The 26,588-nt window shown below is 59.9% G+C and carries 27 protein-coding genes and 2 pseudogenes; 13 read left to right on the top strand and 16 right to left on the bottom strand.

The features are described 5' to 3' along the window. Window positions 1–48: 48 nt before the first annotated feature. From AC1MEW_RS30950 to AC1MEW_RS30935, 4 genes are all read right to left on the bottom strand, one after another. Window positions 49–1,737, bottom strand: coding sequence for an ATP-dependent DNA ligase (locus AC1MEW_RS30950; RefSeq protein ID WP_201255549.1), 1,689 nt, complete (start codon window positions 1,735–1,737; stop codon window positions 49–51). Continuing rightward, window positions 1,734–2,756, bottom strand: a complete 1,023-nt coding sequence (locus AC1MEW_RS30945; RefSeq protein ID WP_480424738.1) for a ligase-associated DNA damage response exonuclease — start codon at window positions 2,754–2,756, stop codon at window positions 1,734–1,736. The genes AC1MEW_RS30950 and AC1MEW_RS30945 overlap by 4 nt, the downstream gene beginning before the upstream one ends. Before the next feature lie 197 nt (window positions 2,757–2,953). After that, a complete protein-coding gene (locus tag AC1MEW_RS30940; protein ID WP_201201236.1) occupies window positions 2,954–5,404 on the bottom strand; it encodes a penicillin acylase family protein in 2,451 nt (816 codons plus the stop codon). 297 nt (window positions 5,405–5,701) lie between these two features. Next, window positions 5,702–6,346, bottom strand: a complete 645-nt coding sequence (locus tag AC1MEW_RS30935) for a glutathione S-transferase N-terminal domain-containing protein (RefSeq protein WP_201255547.1) — start codon at window positions 6,344–6,346, stop codon at window positions 5,702–5,704. A 145-nt stretch (window positions 6,347–6,491) separates the two neighbouring features. Here AC1MEW_RS30935 and AC1MEW_RS30930 point away from each other — a divergent pair, with 145 nt between their 5' ends. Further along, window positions 6,492–7,049: a cysteine hydrolase family protein gene (locus AC1MEW_RS30930; RefSeq protein WP_480424736.1), complete on the top strand. Its 558-nt coding sequence runs from the start codon at window positions 6,492–6,494 to the stop codon at window positions 7,047–7,049. A 209-nt stretch (window positions 7,050–7,258) separates the two neighbouring features. Here AC1MEW_RS30930 and AC1MEW_RS30925 read toward each other — a convergent pair whose 3' ends face one another. From AC1MEW_RS30925 to AC1MEW_RS30910, 4 genes are all read right to left on the bottom strand, one after another. Further along, entirely contained in the window at window positions 7,259–7,474 is a 216-nt protein-coding gene (locus AC1MEW_RS30925; RefSeq protein ID WP_201195404.1) for an SEC-C metal-binding domain-containing protein, read from the bottom strand. A 5-nt stretch (window positions 7,475–7,479) separates the two neighbouring features. Continuing rightward, the gene (locus tag AC1MEW_RS30920; protein ID WP_322270706.1) at window positions 7,480–7,965 is read right to left on the bottom strand and encodes an LEA/WHy family protein; all 486 of its coding nucleotides are present in this window, start codon (window positions 7,963–7,965) and stop codon (window positions 7,480–7,482) included. 197 nt (window positions 7,966–8,162) lie between these two features. Continuing rightward, the gene (locus tag AC1MEW_RS30915; RefSeq protein WP_201201245.1) at window positions 8,163–8,639 is read right to left on the bottom strand and encodes a YchJ family protein; all 477 of its coding nucleotides are present in this window, start codon (window positions 8,637–8,639) and stop codon (window positions 8,163–8,165) included. 4 nt (window positions 8,640–8,643) lie between these two features. Next, window positions 8,644–9,141, bottom strand: coding sequence for a DUF6231 family protein (locus AC1MEW_RS30910; protein WP_201201247.1), 498 nt, complete (start codon window positions 9,139–9,141; stop codon window positions 8,644–8,646). A 191-nt stretch (window positions 9,142–9,332) separates the two neighbouring features. Between AC1MEW_RS30910 and AC1MEW_RS30905 the strand changes: the two genes are divergently transcribed. The 4 genes and pseudogenes from AC1MEW_RS30905 to AC1MEW_RS30890 all read left to right on the top strand — a co-directional run bounded on the left by AC1MEW_RS30905 (window position 9,333) and on the right by AC1MEW_RS30890 (window position 11,541). Beyond that, window positions 9,333–10,001: a PA1041 family peptidoglycan-binding anchor lipoprotein gene (locus tag AC1MEW_RS30905; protein WP_201201249.1), complete on the top strand. Its 669-nt coding sequence runs from the start codon at window positions 9,333–9,335 to the stop codon at window positions 9,999–10,001. 91 nt (window positions 10,002–10,092) lie between these two features. Beyond that, window positions 10,093–10,260 (top strand): annotated as a pseudogene (locus AC1MEW_RS30900) (OmpA family protein); the annotation flags it as partial. Between the two features lie 251 nt (window positions 10,261–10,511). Further along, complete coding sequence (locus tag AC1MEW_RS30895) at window positions 10,512–10,790, top strand: DUF1145 domain-containing protein (RefSeq protein ID WP_201255546.1); 279 nt, start codon at window positions 10,512–10,514, stop codon at window positions 10,788–10,790. After that, on the top strand, window positions 10,783–11,541 hold the full coding sequence (locus AC1MEW_RS30890; protein ID WP_201255545.1) for a collagen-like protein: 759 nt from the start codon (window positions 10,783–10,785) through the stop codon (window positions 11,539–11,541). The genes AC1MEW_RS30895 and AC1MEW_RS30890 overlap by 8 nt, the downstream gene beginning before the upstream one ends. 162 nt (window positions 11,542–11,703) lie before the next feature. Here the strand turns inward: AC1MEW_RS30890 and AC1MEW_RS30885 are convergent, their stop codons facing one another. Beyond that, the gene (locus tag AC1MEW_RS30885) at window positions 11,704–12,168 is read right to left on the bottom strand and encodes a CopD family protein (protein WP_201255544.1); all 465 of its coding nucleotides are present in this window, start codon (window positions 12,166–12,168) and stop codon (window positions 11,704–11,706) included. Between the two features lie 99 nt (window positions 12,169–12,267). Between AC1MEW_RS30885 and dinG the strand changes: the two genes are divergently transcribed. The 5 genes from dinG to pdxH all read left to right on the top strand — a co-directional run bounded on the left by dinG (window position 12,268) and on the right by pdxH (window position 20,391). Beyond that, window positions 12,268–14,412 carry an ATP-dependent DNA helicase DinG gene (gene dinG / locus AC1MEW_RS30880; RefSeq protein WP_201201257.1) on the top strand — a complete coding sequence of 715 codons (2,145 nt, stop codon included), beginning with the start codon at window positions 12,268–12,270 and terminating at the stop codon, window positions 14,410–14,412. 95 nt (window positions 14,413–14,507) lie between these two features. Beyond that, complete coding sequence (locus tag AC1MEW_RS30875) at window positions 14,508–17,021, top strand: beta-agarase (protein ID WP_480424734.1); 2,514 nt, start codon at window positions 14,508–14,510, stop codon at window positions 17,019–17,021. 288 nt (window positions 17,022–17,309) lie between these two features. Beyond that, on the top strand, window positions 17,310–18,455 hold the full coding sequence (locus AC1MEW_RS30870; protein ID WP_201201261.1) for a serine hydrolase domain-containing protein: 1,146 nt from the start codon (window positions 17,310–17,312) through the stop codon (window positions 18,453–18,455). A gap of 112 nt (window positions 18,456–18,567) precedes the next feature. Then, window positions 18,568–19,719 carry an OmpA family protein gene (locus AC1MEW_RS30865; RefSeq protein ID WP_201201263.1) on the top strand — a complete coding sequence of 384 codons (1,152 nt, stop codon included), beginning with the start codon at window positions 18,568–18,570 and terminating at the stop codon, window positions 19,717–19,719. A gap of 24 nt (window positions 19,720–19,743) precedes the next feature. Continuing rightward, window positions 19,744–20,391, top strand: coding sequence for a pyridoxamine 5'-phosphate oxidase (gene pdxH / locus AC1MEW_RS30860; protein ID WP_201201265.1), 648 nt, complete (start codon window positions 19,744–19,746; stop codon window positions 20,389–20,391). A 5-nt stretch (window positions 20,392–20,396) separates the two neighbouring features. Here the strand turns inward: pdxH and AC1MEW_RS30855 are convergent, their stop codons facing one another. Beyond that, window positions 20,397–20,633 (bottom strand): hypothetical protein, encoded by a 237-nt coding sequence (locus AC1MEW_RS30855; RefSeq protein ID WP_201201266.1) that lies wholly within the window; start codon window positions 20,631–20,633, stop codon window positions 20,397–20,399. Window positions 20,634–20,799: 166 nt separating this feature from the next. On the opposite strand from AC1MEW_RS30855, the gene AC1MEW_RS30850 reads away from it, so the two are divergent. Next, complete coding sequence (locus AC1MEW_RS30850) at window positions 20,800–21,264, top strand: outer membrane lipoprotein (RefSeq protein WP_201195394.1); 465 nt, start codon at window positions 20,800–20,802, stop codon at window positions 21,262–21,264. Here the strand turns inward: AC1MEW_RS30850 and AC1MEW_RS30845 are convergent. Together AC1MEW_RS30845 and AC1MEW_RS30840 are read right to left on the bottom strand one after the other, a co-directional pair. Then, window positions 21,261–21,566 (bottom strand): DUF7683 domain-containing protein, encoded by a 306-nt coding sequence (locus AC1MEW_RS30845; protein ID WP_480424732.1) that lies wholly within the window; start codon window positions 21,564–21,566, stop codon window positions 21,261–21,263. The genes AC1MEW_RS30850 and AC1MEW_RS30845 overlap by 4 nt on opposite strands. Window positions 21,567–21,653: 87 nt before the next feature. Further along, a complete protein-coding gene (locus AC1MEW_RS30840) occupies window positions 21,654–21,878 on the bottom strand; it encodes a hypothetical protein (RefSeq protein ID WP_201255542.1) in 225 nt (74 codons plus the stop codon). A gap of 65 nt (window positions 21,879–21,943) precedes the next feature. Between AC1MEW_RS30840 and AC1MEW_RS30835 the strand changes: the two are divergent. Further along, window positions 21,944–22,072 (top strand): annotated as a pseudogene (locus tag AC1MEW_RS30835) (hypothetical protein); the annotation flags it as partial. Between the two features lie 67 nt (window positions 22,073–22,139). Here AC1MEW_RS30835 and AC1MEW_RS30830 read toward each other — a convergent pair. The 4 genes from AC1MEW_RS30830 to nhaA form a co-directional block, all read right to left on the bottom strand. Next, a complete protein-coding gene (locus AC1MEW_RS30830; RefSeq protein ID WP_201255541.1) occupies window positions 22,140–22,397 on the bottom strand; it encodes a DUF7683 domain-containing protein in 258 nt (85 codons plus the stop codon). After that, the gene (locus AC1MEW_RS30825; RefSeq protein WP_201255540.1) at window positions 22,394–22,624 is read right to left on the bottom strand and encodes a DUF7683 domain-containing protein; all 231 of its coding nucleotides are present in this window, start codon (window positions 22,622–22,624) and stop codon (window positions 22,394–22,396) included. The genes AC1MEW_RS30830 and AC1MEW_RS30825 overlap by 4 nt, the downstream gene beginning before the upstream one ends. Continuing rightward, window positions 22,621–23,805: a colicin E3/pyocin S6 family cytotoxin gene (locus AC1MEW_RS30820; protein WP_480424730.1), complete on the bottom strand. Its 1,185-nt coding sequence runs from the start codon at window positions 23,803–23,805 to the stop codon at window positions 22,621–22,623. Before AC1MEW_RS30820 ends, AC1MEW_RS30825 begins: the two co-directional genes overlap by 4 nt. Before the next feature lie 120 nt (window positions 23,806–23,925). Then, window positions 23,926–25,113 carry a Na+/H+ antiporter NhaA gene (gene nhaA / locus AC1MEW_RS30815; RefSeq protein ID WP_322270709.1) on the bottom strand — a complete coding sequence of 396 codons (1,188 nt, stop codon included), beginning with the start codon at window positions 25,111–25,113 and terminating at the stop codon, window positions 23,926–23,928. 250 nt (window positions 25,114–25,363) lie between these two features. Between nhaA and AC1MEW_RS30810 the strand changes: the two genes are divergently transcribed. Further along, complete coding sequence (locus tag AC1MEW_RS30810; protein WP_201201271.1) at window positions 25,364–26,458, top strand: PLP-dependent cysteine synthase family protein; 1,095 nt, start codon at window positions 25,364–25,366, stop codon at window positions 26,456–26,458. Window positions 26,459–26,588 lie beyond the last annotated feature (130 nt).

Below are 26,588 nucleotides of genomic sequence, written 5' to 3'. Positions count from 1 at the left end.
TGACACACCGCTTTCGCGAGCAAGCCCGCTCCCACATTTTTGATTCAGTCAGGTCAGTAAGTCTCGTAGCGTTGCCAGGTTATCGGCCTCTTCGACCGTCTTATCCTGGCGCCACCGCAACATCCTTGGAAACCGCACCGCAATCCCACTCTTGTGCCGCCGCGACCGGGCGATCCCCTCAAACCCCAGCTCAAACACCAGGCTTGGCGTCACGCTGCTCACCGGCCCGAACTTCTCTACCGTGGTTTGGCGGACGATGCCGTCGACCTTGCGCATTTCCTCATCGGTCAGTCCTGAATACGCCTTGGCGAACGGCACCAGCGTCCGCTCGCTCGCCTCGGGCGGCCCGTCCCACACGGCGAACGTGTAGTCGCTGTAGAGACTCGCTCGACGACCATGACCCTGTTGCGCATAGATCAACACCGCATCGACGCTGAATGGCTCGACTTTCCATTTCCACCAGACGCCCATGTCCTTGGTCCGACCCACGCCATATAGCGAATCCCGGGCCTTGAGCATCATGCCTTCGACACCGAGCCGGCGAGAGGCTTCCCGTTGCCCGGCGAGGTCGAACCAGTCTTCGCCGGTCAGTACTGGCGACGCCAGCAGCACCGGGCTGTTGCAGGTGGCGATGACTTGCTCCAATTGGGTGCGACGCTTTGCCTGAGTCTGGTTGCGCCAGTCTTCGCCTTGCCATTCCAGCAGGTCGTAGGCGAGTAACACCACCGGCACTTCATCGAGGATTTTCCTGCCCAGGGTTTTACGGCCGATGCGTTGTTGCAGCAAGGCGAAGGGTTGCACCGCCGGGGGCTTTGAGGATTGCGGGTCGAAGGCATCCTCGGTGGTGGGGTGTGCAGACTTCCAGGCGACGATTTCGCCATCGATCACCGTGCCGTCCGGTAAACCATGGGTCAGCGTTTCCAGTTCGGGAAATCGCTCGCTGACCAGTTCTTCGCCCCGGGACCAGATCCACAGTCGCCCCTCGCGCTTGACCACTTGGGCACGGATGCCGTCCCACTTCCATTCCACCTGCCATTGGCTGGCGGGACCGAGCAGGGCTTCGAACTGCTCGACCGGTTGCGACAAGGCATGGGCGAGGAAAAACGGATAAGGCTGGCCACCGCGTTGGGCATATTCATCGTCGGAGGGCGGCGCGATGAGTTTCAGGTAATGGGCGGCCGTCGGGCGTTTGGACAGATCGGTATACCCCACGAGGCGCTGCGCCACGCGTTTGCTGTCGAGCCCGGCCATGGCTGCCAGCGCTCGCGTAACCAGTAATTTGGAGACGCCGACGCGAAAACTGCCGGTGATCAGTTTGATGCACAGCATCAGGCTGGCGCGGTCCAGTTGCGCCCACAGGGCGGGCAATCGCCTGGCCAGGAACTCCGGGTTTTCACCTCGCAGCGGCAGCAGCTTGTCTTCGATCCAGACGGCCAGCCCGTCGGTAGAACTGTGGGTGGCTTCGGGTAGCACCAGCGAGATGGTTTCCGCCAGATCGCCAACCGCTTGATAACTCTCTTCGAACAACCATGTCGATAACCCGGAAATCTCCACCGCCAATTCCCGCAGCGCACGCACCGGCACTAACTGCCGAGGGCGGCCGCCAGACAAAAAGTACACGGCCCACGCCGCATCTTCTGGTGCGGCTTGGGCAAAGTAAGCCTGCATCGCCGCCAGTTTGTCGTTGCTCGAGGTGGTGGCGTCGAGTTCGGCATACAACCGGGCGAAGGCTTTCATGGCAGCACCTCGGCAGCGTCCACGTGTTCTACCTCATCGTCACCGTATTCGGTGCTGAACGCCTGGGCATCGAGGCCTTGTTCACTCAGATGACGAACCAGCACGCCCACCGAACCGTGAGTGACCATCACCCGCTCGGCCCCGGTCTGTTCGATGGCCCAGAGCAGTCCCGGCCAGTCGGCGTGGTCCGAGAGCACGAAACCGCGATCCACACCGCGCCGCCGCCGGGTGCCGCGCAAACGCATCCAGCCACTGGCAAAACCATCGCTGTAATCGCCGAACCGACGCATCCAACTGCTGCCACCTGCGGATGGCGGGGCAAGCACCAAGGCCCTGCGCATGATCGGGTCGTTCTTTTGTACCTCACCGGCATAAATCGTTGGCGGCAAGTAAATCCCACCGTCGCGATAAACCCGGTTGAGCGGCTCAACGGCGCCATGCACCAGAATGGGGCCGATGCTGGCCTCGATGCCGTGGAGAATCCGTTGCGCCTTGCCGAAGGAATAGCAGAACAGCACGCTGGCTTTCCCGGCCACGACGTTGGCCTGCCACCACTGATTGATTTCGGCAAAGACCTGCGCCTGAGGTTGCCAGCGATAGATCGGCAAACCGAAGGTCGATTCAGTGATGAAAGTGTGGCAACGCACCGGTTCGAAGGGCGCGCAGGTGCCGTCGGGCTCGATCTTGTAATCCCCCGAGGCAACCCAGACTTCACCACCGTATTCCAGGCGCACCTGGGCCGAGCCGAGCACATGGCCGGCCGGATGAAAACTCAGGGTGACGCCGTGATGCAGCAAGCGCTCGCCGTAGGGCAGGGTTTGCAGGTTGAGGTCTTGGCCAAGCCGTGCGCGCAGGATGCCTTCACCGGGGGCGGCCGCCAGGTAGTGTTGATTGCCGGCGCGGGCATGATCACCGTGCGCGTGGGTGATCACCGCACGCTCCACCGGGCGCCACGGGTCGATATAGAAATCCCCGGCGGGGCAGTACAAACCTTCGGGACGAGCGATAACAAGATCCATGTTGTTACCAAAATGGAGGGACTTGTTAGCTATGAGGTTTGCGCGGGGCGAGAAGTTCTATCGGGCTTTCGGGTCTAGCGACATTCCCATGTGGGAGCGGGCTTGCTCGCGAAGGCGTCGTGTCAGTCAACATCATCGTTGCCTGACACACCGCTTTCGCGAGCAAGCCCGCTCCCACATGGGGTTGGTGGTGATGCTTACTTACCGGGGATTAGCGTCAACCGCACCTTGCCATACACCTTGTCAAAGTTCTGCGGCTGCATTGGCAGGCTCATGTACTGGCCCTTGAGCCACGGATCGATGCTGTCGAGGTAGTTCGGGCTCGCCGGGTTGCCGGACTGGCCCGTACCGTTCTGGCCCATCAGCGGTTCGACCTGGCCGAAGTCGACGATAAAGCGCATGGACGGCACCAGCGTGGTGTTGAAGTCCTGACCCCAAGCGAACGCCGCAGTGTTCAGCGTGGTGTGATCGCCACCGGCCGCCAACGGACCGCGCACGGTCTGGCCACTGGCATTTTTCCACTCGTAGCGGTGCAGTTTGCCCCACTGCCAGGCTTTGTGATCGCCGCCCAACTGACTGTCCCCCGCAGTGATCGCTGCCGCCAGGCTACGGGCGAGGATCGCCGGTTTATCTTCTTTCTGCGGCGTGCGGACGTCATCCCAGAACGGGCTGTCCTCGCGACCGAGCAGGTGATCGGCCTGAGCGGCGTAGGACAACTTACCGTTGGCGACAAAGGCTTTCCACGCCGGGCTGGTTTCCGGGCCCAGTTCGTCAAGGAAGATTTGCTTCATGCTTTCTTGCAGGAACAGCTCATAAATCGCTGCATCGGCGGAGGTCGGGCTGAGCTTGCCGTCGAACGCCATCAAACGCGTCAACGCCTCGCGCGCCTTGCCACGATCGGCCACCGGCAGCGCTTCGATCGCCTGTTTCAGCGGCTGGGACATGCCCGGCGCCTCAAACATTTTCTTCAATTTGGCGGCGAAAGTGGTGGTCTGGTCGTATTGCATGGCGATCAGGCTGCGGGTGTCGTGCTTGCCGACGCCGGCCAGTTCCGCCAGACGTTCGCCACGTTCCGGGGCTGCCCAGGAGTTGGACAACTGCATGCCGTAACCATGGGGAATGACACGCTGGTTGGCGGTGCCGAGCCAGCCTTGGGCCGGGTCCTGATCGTACGGGTGCAGCATCGGGTCGGCGTAACCGTCCCAATCGTAGCGACCGTCCCAGCCCGGCGATGGCAGCAAGCCTTCGCCTTCACGGCGGTTCGGGTAACGACCGGTGACCTGCCAGCCAATGCTGCTGGCGTCGGCAAACACCAGGTTCAGGGCGATGGCGCGTATTTCACGGCTTGCATCCGAGGCTTTCTCGACGGTCTGCGCACGGGACAGGTCGAAAAATGCATCCAGGGTTTTGTCGTCGGTGAAGCTCGGGGTCTGCAAGGCCAGGCCGAAACCATTGGCCATCGTCAGGCCTTGGGCACTGTTGAGCAGCGGCCCGTGGCGGGTTTCGTACACCGCTTCGCGAATCGGCCGCTGGCCTTTGACGAAGTAGGTTTCGTTACGCACGCCCACCGGCTGCCATTTGCCGTTCACTTCGTATGACAGGCCATTGCCCTGACGTTTGATTTTTTCCAGGAACAGGTCCTGGTTGTCGCCCATGACCGTGGTCATGCTCCATGCCACTTTGCCGTTGAAACCACCCAGTACCATAGGCAGGCCGGCGATGCTGACGCCTGCAGCCTGATATTTCGGCGCGCGGATCTGCACGTAGCTGTACAGCGACGGCACGCCCATTGGCCCGTGGCTGTCGCTGGCCAGCAGGCTTTTGCCGCTGCGGCTGCGTTGCGGGCCGATCGCCCAGTTGTTCGACGAGGTGGCGCCCAGCAGGTTCAGGTCGGACAGTTGCCCGGTGGCTTTGGTGATTTCGGCCAGGCCCGGGATCGCGCCGTTGAGCTTGATGCCCTGGAGTTTTTCCGCTTCAGCCAACGGCAGTTTTTCGTCGGGAGCGGAGGGCGTCAGCCACGGGAGCTTATCGGTGCTGACGGTTTGGGCGATGACCAGCGAAGAGATTTCTTCCGGCAGGTTGGCCGACTGGCTGAAATTCAACAGGCAGAAAATCAGCGCCGAATCTTCCGGCTGCCAGTATTCAGGTTTGTAGCCGGTGGCAGCGAGGTCCGCCGGGAGCTTGTCGCGATAGCGGAACAGATAGGCGTTGACGCCCCGGGCATAGACTTCAAAGAAGCGCTTGAGCCGTGGCGAAGACGCCTTGTACAGCTCGCCGGCGCTTTTCTTTAGATTGACGGCGCGCATGTAGCGGTCGGCGTCGAGCAGGTCCGGACCGGACATTTCTGCCAGACGGCCTTCAGCCAACAGGCGCATGGTCACCATTTGGGTGATGCGGTCGCTGGCGTGCACGTAACCGAGGGTGAACAGCGCGTCGTGGAAGCTGTTGCTTTCGATCAACGGCATGCCCATTGCATTGCGCCGAACCGAAACGTTCTGCGCCAGGCCTTTGAGCGGCTGCACGCCGGAGGTCGGCGGGAGGGTGTCCTGGGTGTTCCAGGTCTGACAACCGGTCAGGCTCAAAACACCGGCCACTGCTGCGGCAACGCCGAACCGGGGAAGAAAATGTGTAAGGGCTGGCGAGGCCATGGCAAAGCTCCTGCGGGGGTAGTAACGCAATAAAGGCGCTACGTTAGTGAGCAGGAGGTGGCCGCGCAAGCGGGGCGCAGGGTTATTTCAGGATTTGTCGGATAAACCACAATCCCGGAGGCGCGCAAGTCCCTTGTGGCGAGGGGGCTTGCCCCCGTTCGGCTGCGAAGCAGTCGCCAATCCGTCACCGCGCGCGCTCTGCAAGAACACCGTTGCCGGTTTTGGGACCGCTGCGCGCTCCAACGGGGGCAAGCCCCCTCACCACAGAAGCCCCTCACCACAGGGGTTGTGCAGGTCTCAGGACTTGGGCGGGTTGACCTTTGCCGCAATCGCATACGCCTTCACCGTCGCCGGGCGGTTCTGGATGTGGGTGAACCAGCGCAGCACGTTGGGGAAGTCTTCCAGGTTCTGGCTCTGCCACTTGTGGGAAACGATCCACGGGTAAATCGCCATGTCAGCAATGCTGTACTCGCTGCCGGCGACGAATTCATTGCTCGCCAGTTGCTTGTCGAGCACGCCATAGAGGCGGGCGGTTTCGTCGATGTAGCGTTTGATCGCGTAAGGGATTTTTTCCGGCGCGAACTGACTGAAGTGGTGATTCTGCCCGGCCATCGGCCCCAGACCGCCCATCTGCCAGAACAGCCATTGCAGCGCTTGCTGACGCCCGCGCAGGTCCTTGGGCAGGAACTTCCCGGTTTTCTCCGCCAGGTACAACAGAATCGCCCCGGATTCGAACAGCGATAAAGGCGCGCCGCCATCAGCCGGCTCATGATCGACGATGGCCGGAATTTTGTTGTTCGGCGAGATCTTCAGGAACTCAGGTTTGAATTGATCGTTCTGGCTGATGTTGATCGGGTACACGTCGTACTTGAGGCCAGCCTCTTCGAGGAAAATCGAGATTTTGTGACCGTTGGGGGTGGTCCAGTAATACAGGTCGATCATGGAATGCTCCAAAAAATAGACGTCGTTAGATACGGACAGCAACCGCTCGCATTAGGTCGTCCTGTTTGCACTGGAGAGCTTGCCTGTAGGAAGAGGTGATGCTGAAGTGCGTGAAATTCAATGACCCGACACGAGAAAAGTCAGCATGGAGCTCAAGACCAACGCGGCACTGGTCATCATCGACCAGCAAAAAGGCATCCTGCATCCAAAACTGGGGCGTCGAAATAATCCTCAGGCCGAGCAGCGAACCCTCGATTTGCTGACGTTTTGGCGTCGAACCGGGCGGCCAGTGATTCACGTGCAGCACCTGTCTCGCTCACCGGAGTCGGTGTTCTGGCCGCAACAATCCGGCGTGGAGTTTCAGGAACGATTTCAGCCAAAGGCCGGTGAGCAACTGATTCAGAAGCAGGTGCCGGATGCGTTTTGTGCGACGGGGCTGGAGGCGGGTTTGCGCGAGGCGGGGATTGATCAACTGATCATCGTTGGCGTGGCGACCAACAACTCGGTGGAGTCCACGGCGCGAACGGCCGGCAATCTGGGGTTTGATGCGTGGGTGGCGGAGGATGCGTGCTTTACCTTCGACAAGGCTGACTTTTTCGGCACGGCCCGTTCAGCCGAGGAGGTGCATGCCATGTCGTTGGGGAATTTGCATGGCGAGTACGCCACCGTCGTCAGCACCGCAGAGATCCTGAAGGCTGACTGAAATCTGAAATCCCTGTGGGAGCGAGCTTGCTCGCGATAGCGGTGTATCAGTCGACATAAATGTTGAATGTCAGTCCGTCATCGCGAGCAAGCTCGCTCCCACAGCGGATGTGTGGTGACCGCAGAATCGGGTCTCACGTAGATCAAATGTGGGAGCGAGCCTGCTCGCGATGGCGATTCAGCGGGCGAAGACGATCTTCGCCCGACGCATCAAGCGCCGTGGCACTTCTTGAATTTCTTGCCGTTGCCGCATGGGCAAGGGTCGTTGCGGCCGACGTCTTTCAAGGCGTTGCGCACCGGTTCCTGGTGAGCGTGGCCGCAGTTTGGGCCGTGGACATGGCCATGGTCGTGATCATGCTGGTCGTGGGCGTGATCGTCATGATCGTGGTTGCAGTCTGGGCCATGGACATGGGGTTGTTGGGTCATCGGGGTTACTCCGGAATTAAATCGGCGGGGATTATCACGCCATTGCGCGCCAGGTGCACGTAGTGCGCGATGAATAAACCGGTTTCCAATTCACCTTCCAGACGATAGGGCACGGGTTGCCTGGGGTTTTTCAGCATTTTCACCACGTCCCGGACCTTGGGCCACAGGTTGGTGCGGATCGGCACTTTGAAATAGGCGCTGTGCTTGGGGCCGACTGTGAACCAGTGCTCGTGTTCGCCTTCGGTCAGCAGCATGTCGCCCAGATGAATGCGGTATTCGATGCTGCGAACGGTCAAGTCACTGTCGTTCGGGTTGTCGACACGAAAGTGCAGCAGGAATTTCTGCTCCAGCAGTTTGGCCCGCACCACCTCTACCTTGACCAGATGCACCTGAGGATCCGGTTCGTCGTCGCTAAACCAGGACGCGCAGCCGCTGAGGCTCAGGAAAGTGAGCAAGGTGACAAGGTATAAGGCGCGACGTTGACTGAGCATGATGGTGTTTCTCCCTTGAGGCCCAGTCTAGTCCTAAAAGATCTCAATCTTTGTAGGAGCGAGCGGTGCGGCGATCCGACTTGCCCGCGAAAAACGATAACGCGGACTTTCAGAAAGACCGCATCAGCTTCTTCGCGGGCAAGTCGGATCGCCGCACCGCTCGCTCCTACGAAAAGCTGCGATCTTTTGCCTTTATCTCAAACCCCGAAATACCCCGCACAACACTTCTTGAATTTCTGCCCGCTCGCGCATGGGCACGCATCATTTCGTCCGGCCTTGAGCTGCACGGTCGGGTCGATGAAGTACCAGCGCCCGGTGTTCTGCACAAACGAAGAACGCTCGCGATGGCTATGTTCACCGGTGCTGTCGTGCCAGCGCGCCGTGAAGGTGACGAAGGCGTGTTCCGGTTGGCCGCCGAGCACCTCGGAGCTTTCCACCTCAAGGCCCAGCCAGGTGCTTTGCGCGCTCCAGTCACCGATGGATTGACGATCCAGCCCTGTCTGTTGCGCGGGCAGGGTAGTCGCCACCAGATAGTCAATCAGCCCCAACACATAGGCGCTGTAGCGCGAACGCATCAGGGCTTCGGCGCAGGGGGCCGGATGACCGGCATGGTAATGACCGCAACAGGCATCGAGCAGGGTGCCGCTGCCACACGGGCAAATGGATGTACTCATTGCGTTACCACCAGTATTTCCCGAAGTTTTCCGGATTGGCCCAGAACCGTGAGTTGAGCCAGTCGGGCACCTGTTTATAGTCAAGCAAATCATAGGTGAACAACGTCAACACCTGATCGTCGCGCTGGAAGCGTTCGCTGGCTTGCAGGGCCAGGGAAAAAAAGTCTGTTTCCTGCCAGCCACTGGCCGGTAAATCCGCCAGCACTGCGATACGACTGGCGTTGAGGTTGCGGATCCCGCCCAGCAGATTCAGACCGTCGCGTTTGGGCAGGTGCTCCAGGCAATCGACCACCAGCGCCAGATCAAAGCGTTGCGCCGCCAGTTCCGCAGGCAAGGCGCCGGGGGCGGCGTGAGCGACACAACTGTCCGGGTGCGCGAGCTTGAACGCCTCAAGTGCCGGGAACTGGCTGGCGCCTATCAGCAACAGGCGCATGGGTGCATAGCGGTCAAGCAAAGCGGCCAGCGCTTGCTGGGGCGTGCGCGAAGAAATACCTGCAATCATCAAAGATCCTCAATCAGAGTCTGCCAAGACTAGCCTGCCCCAACGTTCGGGCCTAGAGCCATGGTGTGCCAAAAGTGCTGATCTGCCGTGAACACGGGGAAAAACAGCAATGGCCTATTGCTGGCGGAGATTAAAACTCCGGTCTTTACTACCTGAATCGGTTCTAAGCCGATCCCTCAGGAGAAAACTAGATGAGCATAGTTCGGACAGCATTACCCTTGGTTCTGCTAACCAGTGTGTTGACTGGTTGCGCAGGTTTGCAGAAAACCGACTGGCCGACCTGTGCGGCGGTCGGCGGTGTCGTCGGTGCCGGTATCGGCGCGACCGAGAGTTCGGCGTGGGCGGGGTATGGCGCGCTGCTGATCGGCGGCACGGCAGCCGCTTATTGCTGGGTGCACGGCGCAGTACCCGAGAAGTGCCCGGGCACACCCAAAGGCGTACCGGTCGATGCTGACGGTTGCCCTGTCGCCGCACCTCCTGCACCAGTGGTTGAAGAAGTCGTGGTGGTCAAGGAAGAAACCATCGTCATCCGCGATGTTCACTTCCAGTTCGACAAAGCCACGCTCACACCTTCTGACAAACAGGTCCTCGATAAAGTCGCTACTCGCCTGAAACAGGAGTCCTCTACCGCACGCCTGACCGTGACCGGTCATACCGACAGCGTCGGCCACGCTGCCTACAACCAGAAGCTGTCGGACAGACGCGCGCATTCGGTGGTGGAGTACCTGATCCATGATGGCGTACCGCGCAGCAGCTTCGTGTCTGTCACCGGTAAAGGCGCAAGCCAGCCAGTAGCCGACAACAAAACTGCGGATGGCCGCGCATTGAACCGTCGTACCGAAATCAAAATCGACCGTTAAACCCCTTCCGCGCCGCGGCTTGTGCAGTCGCGGATGCGGCTCTTTCACTCCTGTGTGACCGGTATGGGCCGGTCACACAGGAGCATTCACCATGAGTGTTCTCGCAAGGACTGTCCTGCCGGCTCTGCTGCTTGGCAGCCTCTTGACCGCTTGCGCTACTCACAGCGATGGCACTGCCCCTCTGAATCAACGTACCTGACCGATCTGCAGCGTTATCGGCGGCCTGGTCGGTGGTGGCCAGGGCGCTATCGAAAGTGGCGAGGCAAGGGCGAAAGTCAGCCGTTGGCCGATAACGAGACGAAAGCAGGGCGGGCACAAAACCGTCGCGTGGAATTGCATATCAATCGCTGACACTTGGTGTAGAGCCTCGTTCTAGAGCCGCCGGACGACATATTTCGTCGAGCCGGCGGTCATTCGGCGGCTCGCAGAAGATTTTTGTGTCGCCCTCTGGCTTATCTCGCGTGGAAGCCGTTACTGTGCGCGCAAAGAATAATGCTGCAAGGGGGCTGTATGAAGGTGTTTTGGGGGCTGGGGAAGGTGCTCACCTGTCTGTTTTGGTTGGTGGTGCTGGTCAATGTTCTGATTCCGTTTATCAAACCGCTGCACCTGTTGGTCAATCTGGCCGGCAGCCTGCTGCTGCTCACCCACCTGCTTGAGTTGTTGCTGTTGAACGGCAGCCTCAAAGGTCGCGCCCACCCTTGGCGTGATCGCCTGCAAATCCTCTTCGTCGGCATTTTCCATCTGCAAACCATTCCGGCCCCGGCCGTCCCAGGGGCATCCCATGCGTAAACTCTGTCTGCTCGCCGCACTCATCAGTCCATTGGCCTGCGCCCAAGTGGTAAGCGTCGAAACCAACTCGCTGATGCGCCTGCCCAACACGGCCAGTACGTTGCAGCTGGAACGGCTGGAAGTGGCTGACTACGGCACGTTGCTGATCCCCTCGAACGTGACCGAAGTGACGGTCGGCGAATTGCGCCTGGGGCGAGAAGCGCGCATCGCCATCGTGCCGGGTGAACAGGCGCTGGAATTGAAAGTCAGCCGTGCGAACTTGTCTGAAGGCAGCCTGATCACCTCGCGTGGTGCGCCGGGGACTTACCTCAAGGCTGCCCGCTCCGGGCGAAACCTGAACTTGCTGATCAAGTCGCTGAACGCACCGGTATTAACGGTGGATGCGCGCGGTGGTGCAGGCGCGCCGGGTTTTGTCGGTCTGGATGGCGGCAACGGTGAAGATCCGGGTTGCACCTGGGGTCAGGCCGGGCACGGGTTCGACGGCAGCAATGGCAGCGACGGTCAGCCAGGGGCGGCCGGTGCACTGGTGCGCCTGCAAGTGCCTCGCGAATATCCGGCAGAGCAAATCAAGGTTCAGGTTGCTGGTGGTGCCGGTGGTTTGGCCGGGCCTGGTGGCAAACCGGGCGCGGGTGGCAAGGCCAAGGGTTGCCTGGTTTACACAACGGATGGCGGCAAGAGCGGCCGCGCAGGGGCTGATGGCCAGCCAGGGCCGGTCGGTGCAGCGGGTGCTGTGACGCTTCAGCGGTTATAAACCCGTCGAGTAACCCTGTGGCGAGGGAGCTTGCTCCCGTTGGGCTGCGAAGCAGCCCCAAAACCATTCAACACGATTTCTCAGGGTTAGCGCGTTGGATGGATTACGACTGCTGCGCAGCCGAGCGGGAGCAAGCTCCCTCGCCACAAGAGTTCGATGTTTCTAGAACATAGGCCTCGCCGCAGCAATCGCCACCAACACCAACCCGACAATCAGATTAATCCCCACCAACCGCCGAATCTTCCCAAGCGTCGCTGCGCCAGTCGGCCAATCCTGCGCCGCCACCGCTGTACGCAACTCCGGCAGCAACAACGCCTGAATCCGGATAAACAGCGCGGTCATCACCACATACAGCCCCATCATCACCTGCACATAGCGCGGCGCCGCTTCAAAGCCTGCGAACTGCAAATGAATCATGCCCACACCGCTGATCGGCAAAAGCACCACCGCCACCCAGACCCAGCGGAAAAAACCTTGAAACACTTCTACCCACAGCTTCAATCGGCCGGGGCCTTCCAGGGCCTTCATCGCCGCCGGGCGCAGGACCATCCAGGCGAAAAACATGCCGCCCACCCACACCAGGGCGGACAGGACATGCAGGGTATAAACGAGGCTAAAAGCGGTCATTGAGGTACTCCGTTCTGCGCGGGATTAATTAGCGCGGTATGATAGCTGCCCATCCGAACCACTGAAAATTTATCCAGCGTTTTTTGCGCCCGACAATCCATGATCAGTACCGAACTCAAAACCACGATCCAGGGCGCCTACTCGCGTTTTCTTGAAGCCAAGAGCCTCAAACCGCGCTACGGCCAACGCCTGATGATCGCCGAAATTGCCAAAGTCCTCGGTGACATCGACACCGACGACGAAGGCCGGCGCAGTGGCGACCCCGCGATTGTCGCGGTGGAAGCCGGCACCGGTACCGGCAAAACAGTGGCCTACAGCCTGGCGGCGATCCCGACGGCGAAGGCGGCGGGCAAACGCCTGGTGATCGCCACGGCCACCGTGGCCCTGCAAGAGCAGATCGTCTACAAGGATTTGCCTGACCTGATGCGCAACAGCGGGCTGAATTTCAGCTTCGCGCTGGCCAAGGGCCGTGGGCGCTACATGTGCCTGTCCAAGCTCGACATGTTGCTGCAGGAAGGTCACGCGCAAACCGCCACTGCGCAGCTGTTCGAAGAAGAAGGCTTCAAGATCGAGGTCGATGAGGCCAGCCAGAAGCTCTTCACCAGCATGATTGAAAAGCTTGCCGGCAATAAATGGGACGGCGACCGCGACAGTTGGTCCACCGCCCTGGAAGATGCCGACTGGGCGCGCCTGACCACCGATCACAGCCAGTGCACCAACCGTCATTGCCCGAACTTTGGCCAGTGCGCCTTCTACAAGGCCCGCGAAGGCATGGGCAAGGTCGACGTGATCGTCACCAACCACGACATGGTCCTGGCCGACCTGGCCCTGGGTGGCGGCGCCGTGTTGCCGGACCCGCGCGACACCATCTACGTGTTCGACGAAGGCCATCACCTGCCGGACAAGGCGATCGGTCACTTCGCTCACTACACACGCCTGCGTTCCACTGCCGACTGGCTGGAAGCCACCGCCAAGAACCTCACCAAATTGCTCGCCCAGCACCCGTTGCCGGGCGATTTGGGCAAGTTGATCGAGCAGGTGCCGGAGCTGGCTCGCGAGATCAAGACTCAGCAGCAGTTTATGTTCACTGCGTGCGAGCAGGTCGCCGATTTCAAACCCGGCGAAGACGTCGAAGGCCGTGAGCGGCCGCGTCACCGCTTCGTCGCTGGAGTGATCCCCGAGCACATGCGCGAGATGGGCGTCGAGCTGAAGAAAGCCTTCGCCCGCCTGACCGATTTGTTCACCCGCCTCACCGAGTTGCTCAAGGAAGGCATGGATGGCGAGGTCAACATCGGCATCGCCAGCAACCAGGCTGAAGAGTGGTATCCGTTGTTCGGCAGCTTGTTGTCGCGCTCTTCGGGCAACTGGGAGTTGTGGACCGCGTTCACCGCCGAAGACCCGGAAGACAACCCGCCGATGGCCCGTTGGCTGACCCTGGCCGAAAGCGGTTCGCTGTTCGACATCGAGGTCAACGCCAGCCCGATCCTCGCGGCAGAAATGCTGCGCCGCAATCTGTGGAACGTGGCCTACGGCGCATTGGTGACCTCGGCGACACTGACCGCACTCGGCACGTTCGACCGCTTCCGCATGCGCGCCGGCCTGCCGAAAAAAGCCGTGACGGCGGTAGTGCCGAGTCCGTTCCATCACGCCGATGCCGGTGTGCTGCGGGTGCCGGACCTGAAAGCCGATCCGCGTGACGCGCCGGCCCACACCGCCGCGATCATTCGCGATCTGCCGGCACTGGTCGAAGGCTCGCGCGGCACCCTGGTGCTGTTCTCCTCGCGCAAACAGATGCAGGACGTGTTCGACGGCCTCGACCGCGATTGGCGCAAACAAGTGTTCATTCAAGGCAACCTGTCGAAACAGGAAACCCTGAACAAGCACAAGGCGCGGGTCGATGGCGGGGATTCCAGCGTGCTCTTCGGCCTCGCAAGTTTTGCCGAAGGCGTGGACTTGCCCGGTGCGTATTGCGAGCACGTGGTGATCGCCAAGATTCCATTCTCGGTGCCCGACGATCCGGTGGAAGCCGCGTTGGCCGAATGGATCGAAGCCCGGGGCGGCAATCCGTTCATGGAAATCTCCGTGCCGGACGCCTCGCTGAAACTGGTCCAGGCTTGCGGTCGCTTGCTGCGGACTGAAGAAGACCGCGGCACCATCACTTTGCTGGATCGGCGTCTGGTCACCCAACGCTATGGCAAAGCGATCCTCAATGCGTTGCCACCCTTCCGACGTGAAATTTCCTGATACACGGGTGGGCAGTTTTGCCCAACCCGTTGTCTATTTCTCCGCCATCGCTTTTCCACTGGCCCATTGAGGTCGTTAGGGAGAATTTCGTTCTCATGATTCGTCGTTCGCTGCCTGCTGTATTTGCCCTGTTGTTCGCAACGCCCTTGCTGGCCGCTCCCGCAGGCCAACAGACGCTGTTTAACTTTGTGCGCCCCGCTGATGTGGTTTCGGTGGCGACCCAGGACGCCAGCCTGCCGCAATCCAACGCCGAACAAACGGCCGAAGGCGAAGTCTTGCGCCGGGTCACGTTCAACCCAGTGGCCCGGCCAACCTTGCGCCTGACCCCGCAAACGGGTGCCTGGGACTGGTCGCAGTCGGGTGTCATGAGCTTGCGGGTCCAGAGCGCGATGAACTGGGCCTTGACCCTCTACGTGACGATCCAGAGCAACGATGGCAAGACCCTGGTCAGCCGCGTCGATCTGCCGGCCGGCCCGGCGCAAACCCTGCTGGTGCCCTTGGTCGCCAGTTCGCCGTTGAGCCAAGGCATGAAGGCCGGTCCGCCGATGCCGATGACCTTTGACGGTCAGCGCGTGTTGCTGGCCAGCAGCGCCGGTGAGCTGGATCGCAGCCAGATCGTGTCGGTGACCTTGTCGATGGATCAGCCGAAAGTCGCCCAAAGCATCTTGCTGGAACGCTTCGGCGTGCAGGACGGCGCGGACGTGACCAAAGCCGCCTATGGCGGTTTGGTCGACGCTTACGGTCAATCGACCCGAGCCAAATGGCCAGAGAAAGTCAGCAGCGACGAGCAGCTGAAATCCGCTGCCGCGAAAGAACATCTACAGCTGAAAACCTGGCTGGCCGAGCGCGAGAAATCGTCCCTGGACCAATACGGTGGCTGGAACAAAGGCCCGGCGTTCAAGGCCAGCGGCTTTTTCCGGACCGAGAAACGCGATGGTCGCTGGTATCTGGTAACGCCTGAAGGACACCCGTTCTACTCACTGGGCGTGAACACCGTCGCCCCGGACGTCAATCAAACCTACATCGCCGGTCGCGAGTGGATGTTTGAAAACCTGCCAAAACCCGGCGAGCCGCTAGCCAGTCAATATGGCGAAGGCGACAACCGTGGCGGCAACGGCGCCGATCAGGGCCGTGCCTACAACGCCGGCCGTTGGTATGACTTTTACGGCGCTAACCTGCAGCGCCTCTATGGCGAACCTTGCGCACCGGGCAGCGACACCAAGGCCGGTGTTGCCGAAGCCGCCAAGGCCGACGCGGTTGCGGCGACAGTTGAGAAAGCCGCTGAACCGCCGGTCGTTCCTTCGGCTACCGAATCCGGTGTCGCCGAAGCTGCCAAGAACGGCGCCGTAGAAGCGACTGTCGCGAAAGCAGCCGAGCCAAAAACCACCGAGCCCTGCAAAGCAGTGGTTGATGAAAAACGCTGGGCCAGTCATACCCTGGATCGCCTGCAAGCCTGGGGCTTCAACACCATCGGCAACTGGAGCGCCCCGGCACTGGGCAATGCTGACCGCGTGCCGTACACCTTGCCGCTGTCGATCGTCGGCGATTACGCCAGCATCAGCACCGGAACTGACTGGTGGGGCGGCATGCCCGACCCGTTCGACCCGCGTTTCGCCATGGCCACCGAGCGTGCCGTGGCCATCGCGGCTCGGGATCACCGTGACGACCCGTGGCTGATCGGTTACTTCGCAGACAACGAACTGGCTTGGGCCGGTCCCGGCGATGATCCGAAATCCCGTTACGCCCTGGCCTACGGCACGTTGAAAATGACCACCGACGTGCCGGCCAAACGCGCATTTCTCAAGCAATTGCGCGACAAGTACCGCAACCAGGCGGGCCTGTCGAAAGCGTGGGGCATTGATCTGCCGGCCTGGGAATTGATGGAAGACCCGGGCTTCGAAGCGCCGCTGCCAAGCGCCGATCACCCGGAAATCGAAGCTGACTTCAAATACTTCCAGAAGGTCTTTGCGGACACCTACTTCAAGACCATTTCCGATTCGCTCAAGTGGCACGCGCCGAACCAGTTGTTGTTGGGTGGTCGTTTCGCCATCAGCACCCCAGAGGCCGTCGAGTCCTGCGCGCAGTATTGCGATGTGCTCAGTTTCAACATGTACACCCTGCAACCGCAGGACGGTTACGACTTCGCCAAGCTGCGTAGCCTCGACAAACCGGTGCTGATCACCGAGTTCAACTTTGGCTCGGCGGATCGCGGCCCGTTCTGGGGCGGCGTGACGCAACTGGCGAAGGAAGAAGATCGTGGCCCGGCTTACGCCAACTTCCTCAAACAGGCGATGAGTGAACCGTCGATTGTCGGTGTGCACTGGTTCCAGTACCTCGACCAACCGGTGACCGGTCGTCTGCTGGATGGCGAAAACGGGCACTTTGGTCTGGTGGGCATCACTGATCTGCCATTCCAGGGTTTCGTCGACAGCGTGCGCAAAAGCAATTTGCTGGCCGTCGATCAACTGGGCAAAGAGGCCGAGAAGGCCAAGGCTGAAGCGGATAAGGCCAGCCACGCCGCAACAGAAGGCGGCCGAAAAGGCGAGGCCGGCAAAGGTCCGGGGCAGGGCGCTGGCCATGCGGGTGGGCATTCCGGGAATGGTCATTAAGCACTGAGACCTGTGGCGAGGGAGCTTGCCCCCGTAGGACTGCGCAGCAGTCCCGTTCTTTTTAGGGCGAAATGGGGCCGCTTCGCAGCCCAGCGGGAGCAAGCTCCCTCGCTACAGGTACAGTGTTCATCCCTAAATATGGGTGTGAGGGCTTGCCCTCTGGCTACTCACTATTTCTGAATAAATCTATGGGCGGGTACACCGCCCAGCCCGCACCTGTTCCCAAAACCCTCCGGGGCTGGAACAATGCGGACCACTTTGTAGAGCGTTAATCCGGGGGAGTTGCGGGTGCAGATTCAGGGTCATTACGAGCTTAAGTTCGAAGCGGTGCGCGAAGCCTTCGCCGCGCTGTTCGACGATCCCCAGGAACGTGGCGCGGCGCTGTGCATCCAGGTCGGCGGTGAAACCGTTCTCGATCTCTGGGCCGGTACCGCCGACAAGGACGGCACCGAAGCCTGGCACAGCGATACCATCGCCAACTTGTTCTCCTGCACCAAGACCTTCACCGCCGTCACCGCGCTGCAACTGGTGGCCGAAGGCAAGCTGCAACTCGATGCTCCGGTTGCGCGCTACTGGCCCGAATTTGCCGCCGCCGGTAAAGAATCCGTGACGTTGCGCCAATTGCTCTGCCATCAGGCCGGTCTGCCGGCCCTGCGCGAGCTGCTGGCCCCTGAAGCGCTTTATGACTGGCAAACCATGGTTGACGCGTTGGCCGCCGAAGCCCCGTGGTGGACGCCGGGCCAGGGCCACGGCTATGCCGCGATCACTTACGGTTGGCTGGTGGGCGAGTTACTGCGTCGTGCCGACGGTCGTGGGCCGGGGGAGTCGATTGTGGCGCGGGTCGCCAAGCCGTTGGGCCTGGACTTCCACGTCGGCCTGGCTGACGAAGAGTTTCATCGCGTGGCGCATATCGCACGGGGCAAGGGTAACGTCGGCGATGCCGCGGCCCAGCGCCTGCTACAAGTGACAATGCGCGAGCCAACGGCCATGACCACCCGGGCGTTCACCAACCCGCCGTCGATCATGACCAGCACCAACAAACCGGAATGGCGGCGCATGCAACAACCCGCCGCCAATGGCCACGGCAATGCCCGCAGCCTGGCCGGTTTCTACGCCGGTCTTCTGGACGGTAGCCTGCTGGAAAGCGAAATGCTCGATGAGCTGACCCGCGAACACAGCCTCGGTGAGGACAAGACTTTACTGACCCAGACCCGTTTCGGCCTGGGTTGCATGCTCGATCAACCAGATGTCCCGAACGCTACCTACGGCCTCGGCCCACGGGCGTTCGGTCATCCGGGCGCGGGCGGCTCCATCGGTTTTGCTGACCCAGAACATGATGTGGCCTTCGGCTTTGTGACAAATACCTTGGGGCCGTACGTGTTGATGGATCCACGCGCACAAAAGCTCGTACGGGTACTTGCCGCTTGTCTGTAAAGCGATGCTGAAAGGTCCTGCACAGGAACCTCGTTACCTTTTTTGATTCAAAGCGTCTGTTTATGCGGTCCGTTGTGGGCGTGCATTTATTACTTCATTTTGTGGATATCCAATGTCATCTAATAAAACTCTCGCTTTGGCAGTGTGCTTCGCCATCACCGGTTGCGCACAAACTCCGCAAAATGACGCCGCGGGCGACAGCCACTGGTGGCAGTTCGGTTCCTCCGACAAAGTGGCGACCAAGGATTCGGCGCCAGCCGCCAAGCCTGCTGCGACACCTGCCGCTGCTCCGGCTCCAGTGAAAGCGGCCGCCGCCGCGCCGGTTGCCAAGGCTGAAAGCGCCAGCCATTGGTACTGGCCGTTCGGTTCCGATGACGGTGCCGCCAAGCCTGCCGCCACGCCTGACGTAAAAGCTGAAGTCAAACCCCAAGCCACGCCTGCCGTTGTGGCCAAGGCCGATGCCGACACCGGTAGCAAGTGGTGGTGGCCGTTCGGCGGCAAAGACCAACCTACCGCCAAAGTCGTGCCGATGCCGGACCCGAAAGTCACCCAGGCCTGGCTTGATGACTACGAACCGCGTCTGCGTGAAGCGATCAAGGACAGCAACCTGCAACTCGAACGCCGTGAAAACGTATTGGTCGTGATCGCGCCGATTGACAGCTCGTTCAACCCGAAGCGTCCGGGCATGCTGCTGCCGGTAACCCTTGGCCCGTTCACTCGCGTGGCGAAGATTCTCGAAGTCGATCCGAAAACCGCCGTGCTGGTCCTCGGTCACAGTGATACTACGGGCGTCGCCACGGATAACGTGAAACTGAGCCAGGAGCGTGCGCAATCGGTTGCAGCGATCTTCCGCCTCAGTGGTTTGCAGCGTGATCGCCTGATGTTGCGTGGCATGGGCGGTGACGCACCGCGTGCCGCCAACGACAGCCAGGAAGGTCGAGCCATGAACCGTCGTGTGGAACTGCTGGTGACCCCGCAAAACACCATGGTAGCGTTGCTGAGCAAGTACAACATGCCAGCTCCGGCGCCGATGACCATGATCGCTGCTCAGACCGTCAAGCCTGTGGCCGCGCCAGTCACACCTGCACCTGCCGCGACGAAAGCTGCTGTGCCCGCCACGAAAAAGGCTTCAGCCAAGAAAGCGGCGGCCAAGGCTCCAGCGAAGAAGGCCCCGGCCAAGAAGGCTGCAACCCCAGCCAAGAAAACGGCCCCGGTCAAAGACGCGTCTGACGACGGCAAAGTCGCTGACGCCAGCAAAAAGTAATTCGTTAACCAGAAGGAATGCGCCATGACCCAGGCCCTGGCTGATATGCGTCGCGACTACACCCGCGACGGCTTGACCGAGGCGCAAGCCCCGGCCGAGCCGTTCGCGCTGTTCCATCAGTGGTTCGCCGATGCGGTGAAAACCGAGCAGGTGCCGGTCGAGGCCAATGCAATGACCCTGGCCACCGTCGATCCGGACGGTCGACCGCATTGCCGCATTCTGCTGCTCAAGGGCCTGGATGCTCAGGGCTTTACCTTCTTCACTAACTACGAAAGCGCCAAGGGCGAGCAGTTGGCGGCGAACCCGTTCGCCGCCATGACGTTTTTTTGGCCGACCCTGGAGCGTCAGGTGCGCATAGAGGGCCGCGTGGTGAAGGTTACGCCGCAAGAGTCCGACGCCTACTATCAGGTTCGGCCACTGGGCAGCCGCCTCGGTGCCTGGGCTTCGCCCCAGAGCCGCGTGATCGCCGGTCGTGGCGAGTTGGAAGACTTGCTCAAGGCTACCGAGCAGCGTTTCAGCGACACTCAACCTGACTGCCCGGAACATTGGGGCGGTTATCGTTTGCTACCCGAGCGCATCGAGTTCTGGCAAGGCCGTCCGAGCCGCCTGCACGATCGCCTCAACTACCGCTTACAGGGCGCTGACTGGATTCTTGAACGTCTGGCACCCTAAGCACTCTATCGACCGGGATAGCCTGCTGCAGCGGCTTCAAGCCACTGCGGCAGGTCTCGACGCTTGATTCTCTGCGCTTGAGCGTTCGCCAGTTGCTGGAGCATGAAGGCTTTTTTCTGCTCGTCCTTCCCGGCCAAGGCTAACGCCAGATCGCGGTCCATCCAGCGTTTGATCCGTATGTACAGCCACCCGTGGAAGTACAAACCGGCCAGCGTCGTGACCACAATGATGAAATAATCCATGAAAATCCTTGGCTCAACGGCGCAGTTTTAGTCATTTGACGCTACTGTGTTGTCAGTTCAGAGGCGCCTGTACCGGGCCTGAATGAAAACAATTTTATCCGGGCGATGCCGTGACAGGCGTCAAGCTGCGGAGTTTAATGAATACCTGTCCTTTGGAGTTGATGCTATGCGTAAGTCTGTTCTGCTGGTTGCTTCCTTTTCCACGATGGCGATGTTGCTCACCGGCTGCCAATCGAGCCTGACCGGTGACTCCTACTCCCGTGACGAAGCGCGTCGCGTGCAGACGATTCGTATGGGTACCATCGAATCCCTGCGCCCAGTGAAAATTGAAGGCACCAAGACCCCAATCGGCGGCGTAGCCGGTGCCGTGGTCGGTGGTGTTGGCGGCAGCGCCATCGGTGGCGGTCGCGGCAGCATCGTGGCAGCGGTAATCGGTGCCGTTGCTGGCGGTCTGGTCGGTTCGGCTGCTGAAGAAGGCCTGACCCGCACCCAAGGTGTGGAAATCACCGTTCGTGAAGACGACGGCAGCATGCGTGCCTACGTCCAGGAAGTTCAGCCAAACGAAGTGTTCCGTGTGGGTGAGCGCGTGCGCATCTCCACGGTTGGTGGGACTAGCCGCGTTTCGCACTAAGCGGGAGCGAGTAACAAGACGAAACCCCGATCAGGTGACTGGTCGGGGTTTTTTGTGTTTGAAAGATAGCTAGGCGTTGCAGCTAAGTGGAAGAGATAAGCCGAGTCGTAAATGTCCTTTCCCAATATTTCTTCTAACGCAGAAAGTTGAGCGCGCGTCAGGTTGTGTCCCTCCCAGCCCTGCTGGGATGATGTCCATCCCATGATTGCTTTCAACTGTTCATCGTACCCATTGGGTAACTCTTCTTCGAATGCAAGAAACTCGGTTTCTTTATCGAAGGCTTCAATGACATAAAAAATCATGGTTCTACATTCCTTGTCTTATCTGCAGGTTTGGTCTGCTCTCCGTTTACCGATCAACGTTGTACGAAAATCGTTTTTGATAACTCGTTAGTCGTGTGAAGTCAAAAACAGCTCCAGATCTTTAGGGAGCTCTAGAGAGCATGCTTTTTCTATCCTCATGATTTGATGCTCGGTTAGGCGATAGTCATGTAATGAGTCTTCGTCATTCTCCCATCCCATAATCGATTTGAGCTCCGAGGTGGTAATAGGAGTCTGCATCTCAAATGAAGGAAAATCCTCACCCTTCGGAACCCCCATAATTAGATGTTTCATGGCTCTACCTTTAAGTGGAAAGTGACGTGATGCCCGGTCACCCGCCGGTGCGCTTGCGACTCGCAATCACAGCCCGTGAAGATGACGGCAGCATGCGCGCCTATGTGCAACATGTTCAGGAGAATGAACTGTTTCGTGTTGGCGAGCGGGTACGGATTTCCACTGTTGGTGGGACTAGCCGCGTTTCGCACTAAGCTGGAACGAGTAACAAAACCAAACCCCGATCAGGTGACTGGTCGGGTTTTTTGTGTGAGTAAAAAATTACTTGCTTGCATGACTTCCGATCTGAAAATCGTAATTCGGGTCGTAGAACGTAAGCCCGAGCAAAGCTTCCAACTGCGTAATCTGCGCACCATCAAGGTCGTAATCGTAGATTTCGTCTTCTGGTTTGCTCCAGTTCATTATTATTCTGAGTTGCTCAATATTCTTCTTTGGTATGGGCACTTTAAACACTAAAAATTCTGTTTGTTTATCAAAAGCCTCAACCGAATGACGTACCTTTGGGTAGCGGCCGTTCATTCTGTGCACACCAGTTGTACGATGTGATTTGCACCCATGAGGGTTTTTCCGGTCCAGTCTTCTAGTACCCTCACTTGCTCAGGAGACAAGTCGTAACCGTCGAACTCGTCGTCGGGTTGTTTCCAGTTCATCAGAGTTTTTAATGCATCGTGTCGACTCTCGGGGACTTCAACGCTAATAACCAGATCTTCAGTCTGACGGTCGAAAACCTCTATGACATGTTTCATTTTTCTACTCTCCTTGCCGGGTCGGCAGGCTTTGTCTGCTCTCCGGTTTCCGGGTCGTACTCGCCAATATGTTTTCCTTGTTTCGTATACAGCTCAACTTTGCCATGTTGTGAGTCCCATTCATAAATTTTCCATGAGGGATCCTTCCAGCGCCTGCGTTTTTTTCCGCCGCCACGTACGGAAGTTTTCAATGGTGCAGGTTTTATATCTGGAAAAGCTGGAAGTGTTGTTGGCGCTGGGTGGTACTTCAGGCCTCCCGGGACGCTCAGAACTATGTAAACCGGCCGGACCCCCGACCCCACCGGAAACACAAGAATGAAATCCTTGTACTCAGGCGGATAAACCGGATTCACGATGATGCTGTCCGCCGCTTTCGTCGGCGGGTAAACCCAGATGTGCGGGGCCTGCGGTGCGGCTTCTAAAGCGGGAATACCGAGGATGTCAGAACCATCCACCGCCGGGGTCCAGATCAGCTCAACGCCATCCCCGAGATCAGCCACCCGCTGACTGTTGCGCAACGCGAACTGCACGACATCAACCATTTCCCATTCCCGGTTCTTGCCGGTGTAGAAGCCATAACCCTTGAGGCTGCCATCGGGCTGTTGCTCGATCCTTAGGCGAACACGGGTGCGGGCCTGTTTCAGGGCGCGAAGCTGATCTTCGGTGTAGAGCGCGCTATCACCCAGGCTGGGTGTCCAGAACAGCGCAACCAATCCGGCCAGTACGGTGGCCCCGGCCACGCCGAGTGCTGGCGCTGCGGATATGGCCGGGAGCCGCAATGCGATGTGTCCGATACCGAGCGGGAGGGCAGTGCTGCTGATCGTTTCAAGATTCAGCAACCCGGCATCGTCTACTTCGCGAGCACCGAGCCAGGCGACTTCCCCGTAATCCTTGAGGCTGTCGGTCGGCACCATTCCCGAAGGGTTGGAATAATCGATGATCGCGTCCGGCAAGTTGCAGGATTTGGCGAAGACGCAGCCGGCCCGAACGGTTTCGTCCTTTGACGAGACGACCGTAAGACTGCGTTCGAAGGCGTCTTGCCTGGCAAGCATGGCGTCGTAGGCGCTTTGCCTGGCGTCCCGCGCGGCCAGCTCGGCGGCAGTCATGAAGCGATGGGTGACGTGATGGCCGTCACCCGACGGTGAATTTTTAACCCGGGGAATGTCCTTGTTGCCAGCCACTGATTATCCTTTCATTCGTCCATCGGCAGCCCCCTTAAAGGGACTGCACGACGTTAACGAACGTGGCTAACCGTGGCTGTAGGACGAGTCTTCAATGTCCTGAGGAGTATTCTCTGTTTCTCAGGATTGCAGCGCGGCACTCTTTCGACTCGCCGCCGCCGTCACCGCATAACCGATCAACGCAGCCAGAATCGAACCGGTCAGAATCCCCATCCGGTCCATCCCAGCGTATTCACTGGCGCCCGGCACAAACGCCAGGGAACCGACAAACAGGCTCATGGTGAAACCAATCCCGCAGAGGATCGCCACACCCAACACCTGGCCCCAGTTGGCGCCTTGGGGCAGGGAGGCGATGCCGATTTTCACCGACAGCCAGGTCAGGCCGAACACGCCGACGGTCTTGCCCAGCAGCAGGCCGGCGGCGATGCCCATCGGTACATGGTGGGTGAAGCTTTCCACGGTCACGCCACTGAGGGACAGGCCGGCATTGGCAAAGGCAAACAGCGGCAGAATGCCGTAGGCCACCCACGGATGCAGGGCGTGCTCCAGCGTCATCAACGGCGAAGGCTCGGCGTTTTTGGTGCGCAGTGGAATGCAGAAGGCCAGGGTTACGCCGGCCAGTGTCGCGTGGACACCACTCTTGAGCACGCAGACCCACAGGATCAGACCAATGATCATGTACGGCCCGAGCTTGACCACGCCGAGCCGGTTCATCGCGATCAGCGCGACGATACAGGCGCCGGCCAGTGCCAGGGACAGGGTCGACAGCGTGCCGGAATAGAAGATCGCGATGACGATGATCGCACCCAGGTCGTCAATGATCGCCAGGGTCATGAGGAACAACTTCAGCGACACCGGCACGCGCTTGCCCAGCAGGGCGAGTACGCCAAGGGCGAAGGCAATGTCAGTAGCCATCGGAATCGCCCAGCCACCCAACGCCACCGGGTCGTCGCGGTTGAGGAACCAGTAGACCAATGCTGGCACGACCATGCCGCCAATCGCCGCCGCGCCGGGCAGAACGATCTGCGACGGTTTCGACAGTTGGCCGTCGAGGACTTCGCGCTTCACTTCCAGGCCGATCAGCAGGAAGAACATCGCCATCAGGCCGTCATTGATCCACAGCAGCAAAGGCTTGGCGATTTTCAGCGCGCCGATCTGGGCCACCACGGGGGTGTCCAGCAGGCCGTTATAGAGCCACGACAGCGACGAGTTGTTGATGATTAAAGCCAGGGCTGCAGCGGCGATCAGTAACAGACCGCTGGCAGCTTCCAACTGAAAGAAACGCGTGAAAGTGCTACGCAGAGGCAAGGTCGCTCTCCATCGATAAATTCAAAAGGTGGCACACCCTAACCCGTACCGTTAGTTGTTAAAACAAAAGTTATATTCTTTTTTGTTATATGCCGTTACAGCGCAAGCGGTGGGCACGATCCTGAGCCTAGCAGTTGTCCGGCGTATTGGACCTCAGCTGTATCTGTGCGTGATGCAGGAATTTTCCTAAGCTTGTGGGCTGAGCCTTGAAACAAGGCCGACTCTTGCCTGATTCAACGAGATCACCACCATGAGCGACAATCGACAGTGGGCCCGCGAAGCCATCCGGATCATCGAAGCTGACTTCCAGCGCAGCGCCGACACCCACCTGATCCCCTTGCCGCTGCCGGGCTTGCCGGGCATCGAGTTGTACTTCAAGGATGAGTCCAGCCACCCCACCGGCAGCCTGAAACATCGGCTGGCCCGTTCGCTGTTCCTCTATGCGCTGTGTAATGGCTGGCTCAAGCCCGGCGCGCCGGTGATTGAGGCGTCCAGCGGTTCGACGGCGATTTCCGAGGCGTATTTCGCTCGTTTGCTCGGTTTGCCGTTTATTGCGGTGATGCCGGCGACCACCTCCAAAGAGAAGATCGCGCAGATTGCTTTTTACGGCGGCAAGAGCCATCTGGTGGACGATCCGACTCAGATCTACGCCGAATCCGAGCGCCTGGCGCGCGAAAACGATGGCCACTTCATTGACCAGTTCACCTACGCCGAACGTGCGACCGACTGGCGGGCGAACAACAACATCGCCGAATCGATTTTTCAGCAGATGCGCTTCGAGCAGCACCCGGAGCCGAGCTGGCTGATTTCCAGCCCTGGCACCGGCGGCACCACTGCAACCCTGGGCCGTTACGTGCGTTATCGTCAGCATTGCACTCGAGTCCTGTGCGCCGATGCCGAGCGCTCGGTGTTCTTTGATTACTACCTGACCGGCGACGCCAGTCTGCGCCTGGACTGCGGTTCGCGGATTGAAGGGATTGGTCGGCCACGGGTGGAAGCGTCGTTCCTGCCCAAAGTGATCGATGCGATGGTCAAGGTGCCGGACGCGCTGTCCCTGGCAGCCATGCATTACCTGGCGCAGCGCTTGGGCCGGCGAGTGGGCGGGTCGAGCGGGACCAACCTGATCGGCGCCTTGATGGCGGCCCAGCAGATGGTTGCGGCGGGGGAGTCGGGGTCGATCGTGGCGATTCTGTGCGACGGCGGCGAACGCTACGCCACCACCTATTACGATCAGGATTGGCTCAAGGGCCAAGGGTATGAACTGAGTGGCTTGATCGATGCGGTGGCGGCGAGTGTCGAGCGCGGCGAGCCGCTGCCGGCCAGCGTGCTGCGCGCCAATATCTGACACATCGAAGATCAAAAATGTGGGAGCGGGCTCGCTCGCGAATACGGTTTTCCATTCAGCAGAGATGTTGGCTGGTCCACCGCTTTCGCGAGCAAGCCCGCTCCCACAGGGATTGGCGTGCTGACATGGA

Source organism: Pseudomonas sp. ASL4 (assembly GCF_056680395.1).
Note: the sequence above shows the minus strand (reverse complement) of the source record. Positions and strands in the feature narration are given on the sequence as shown.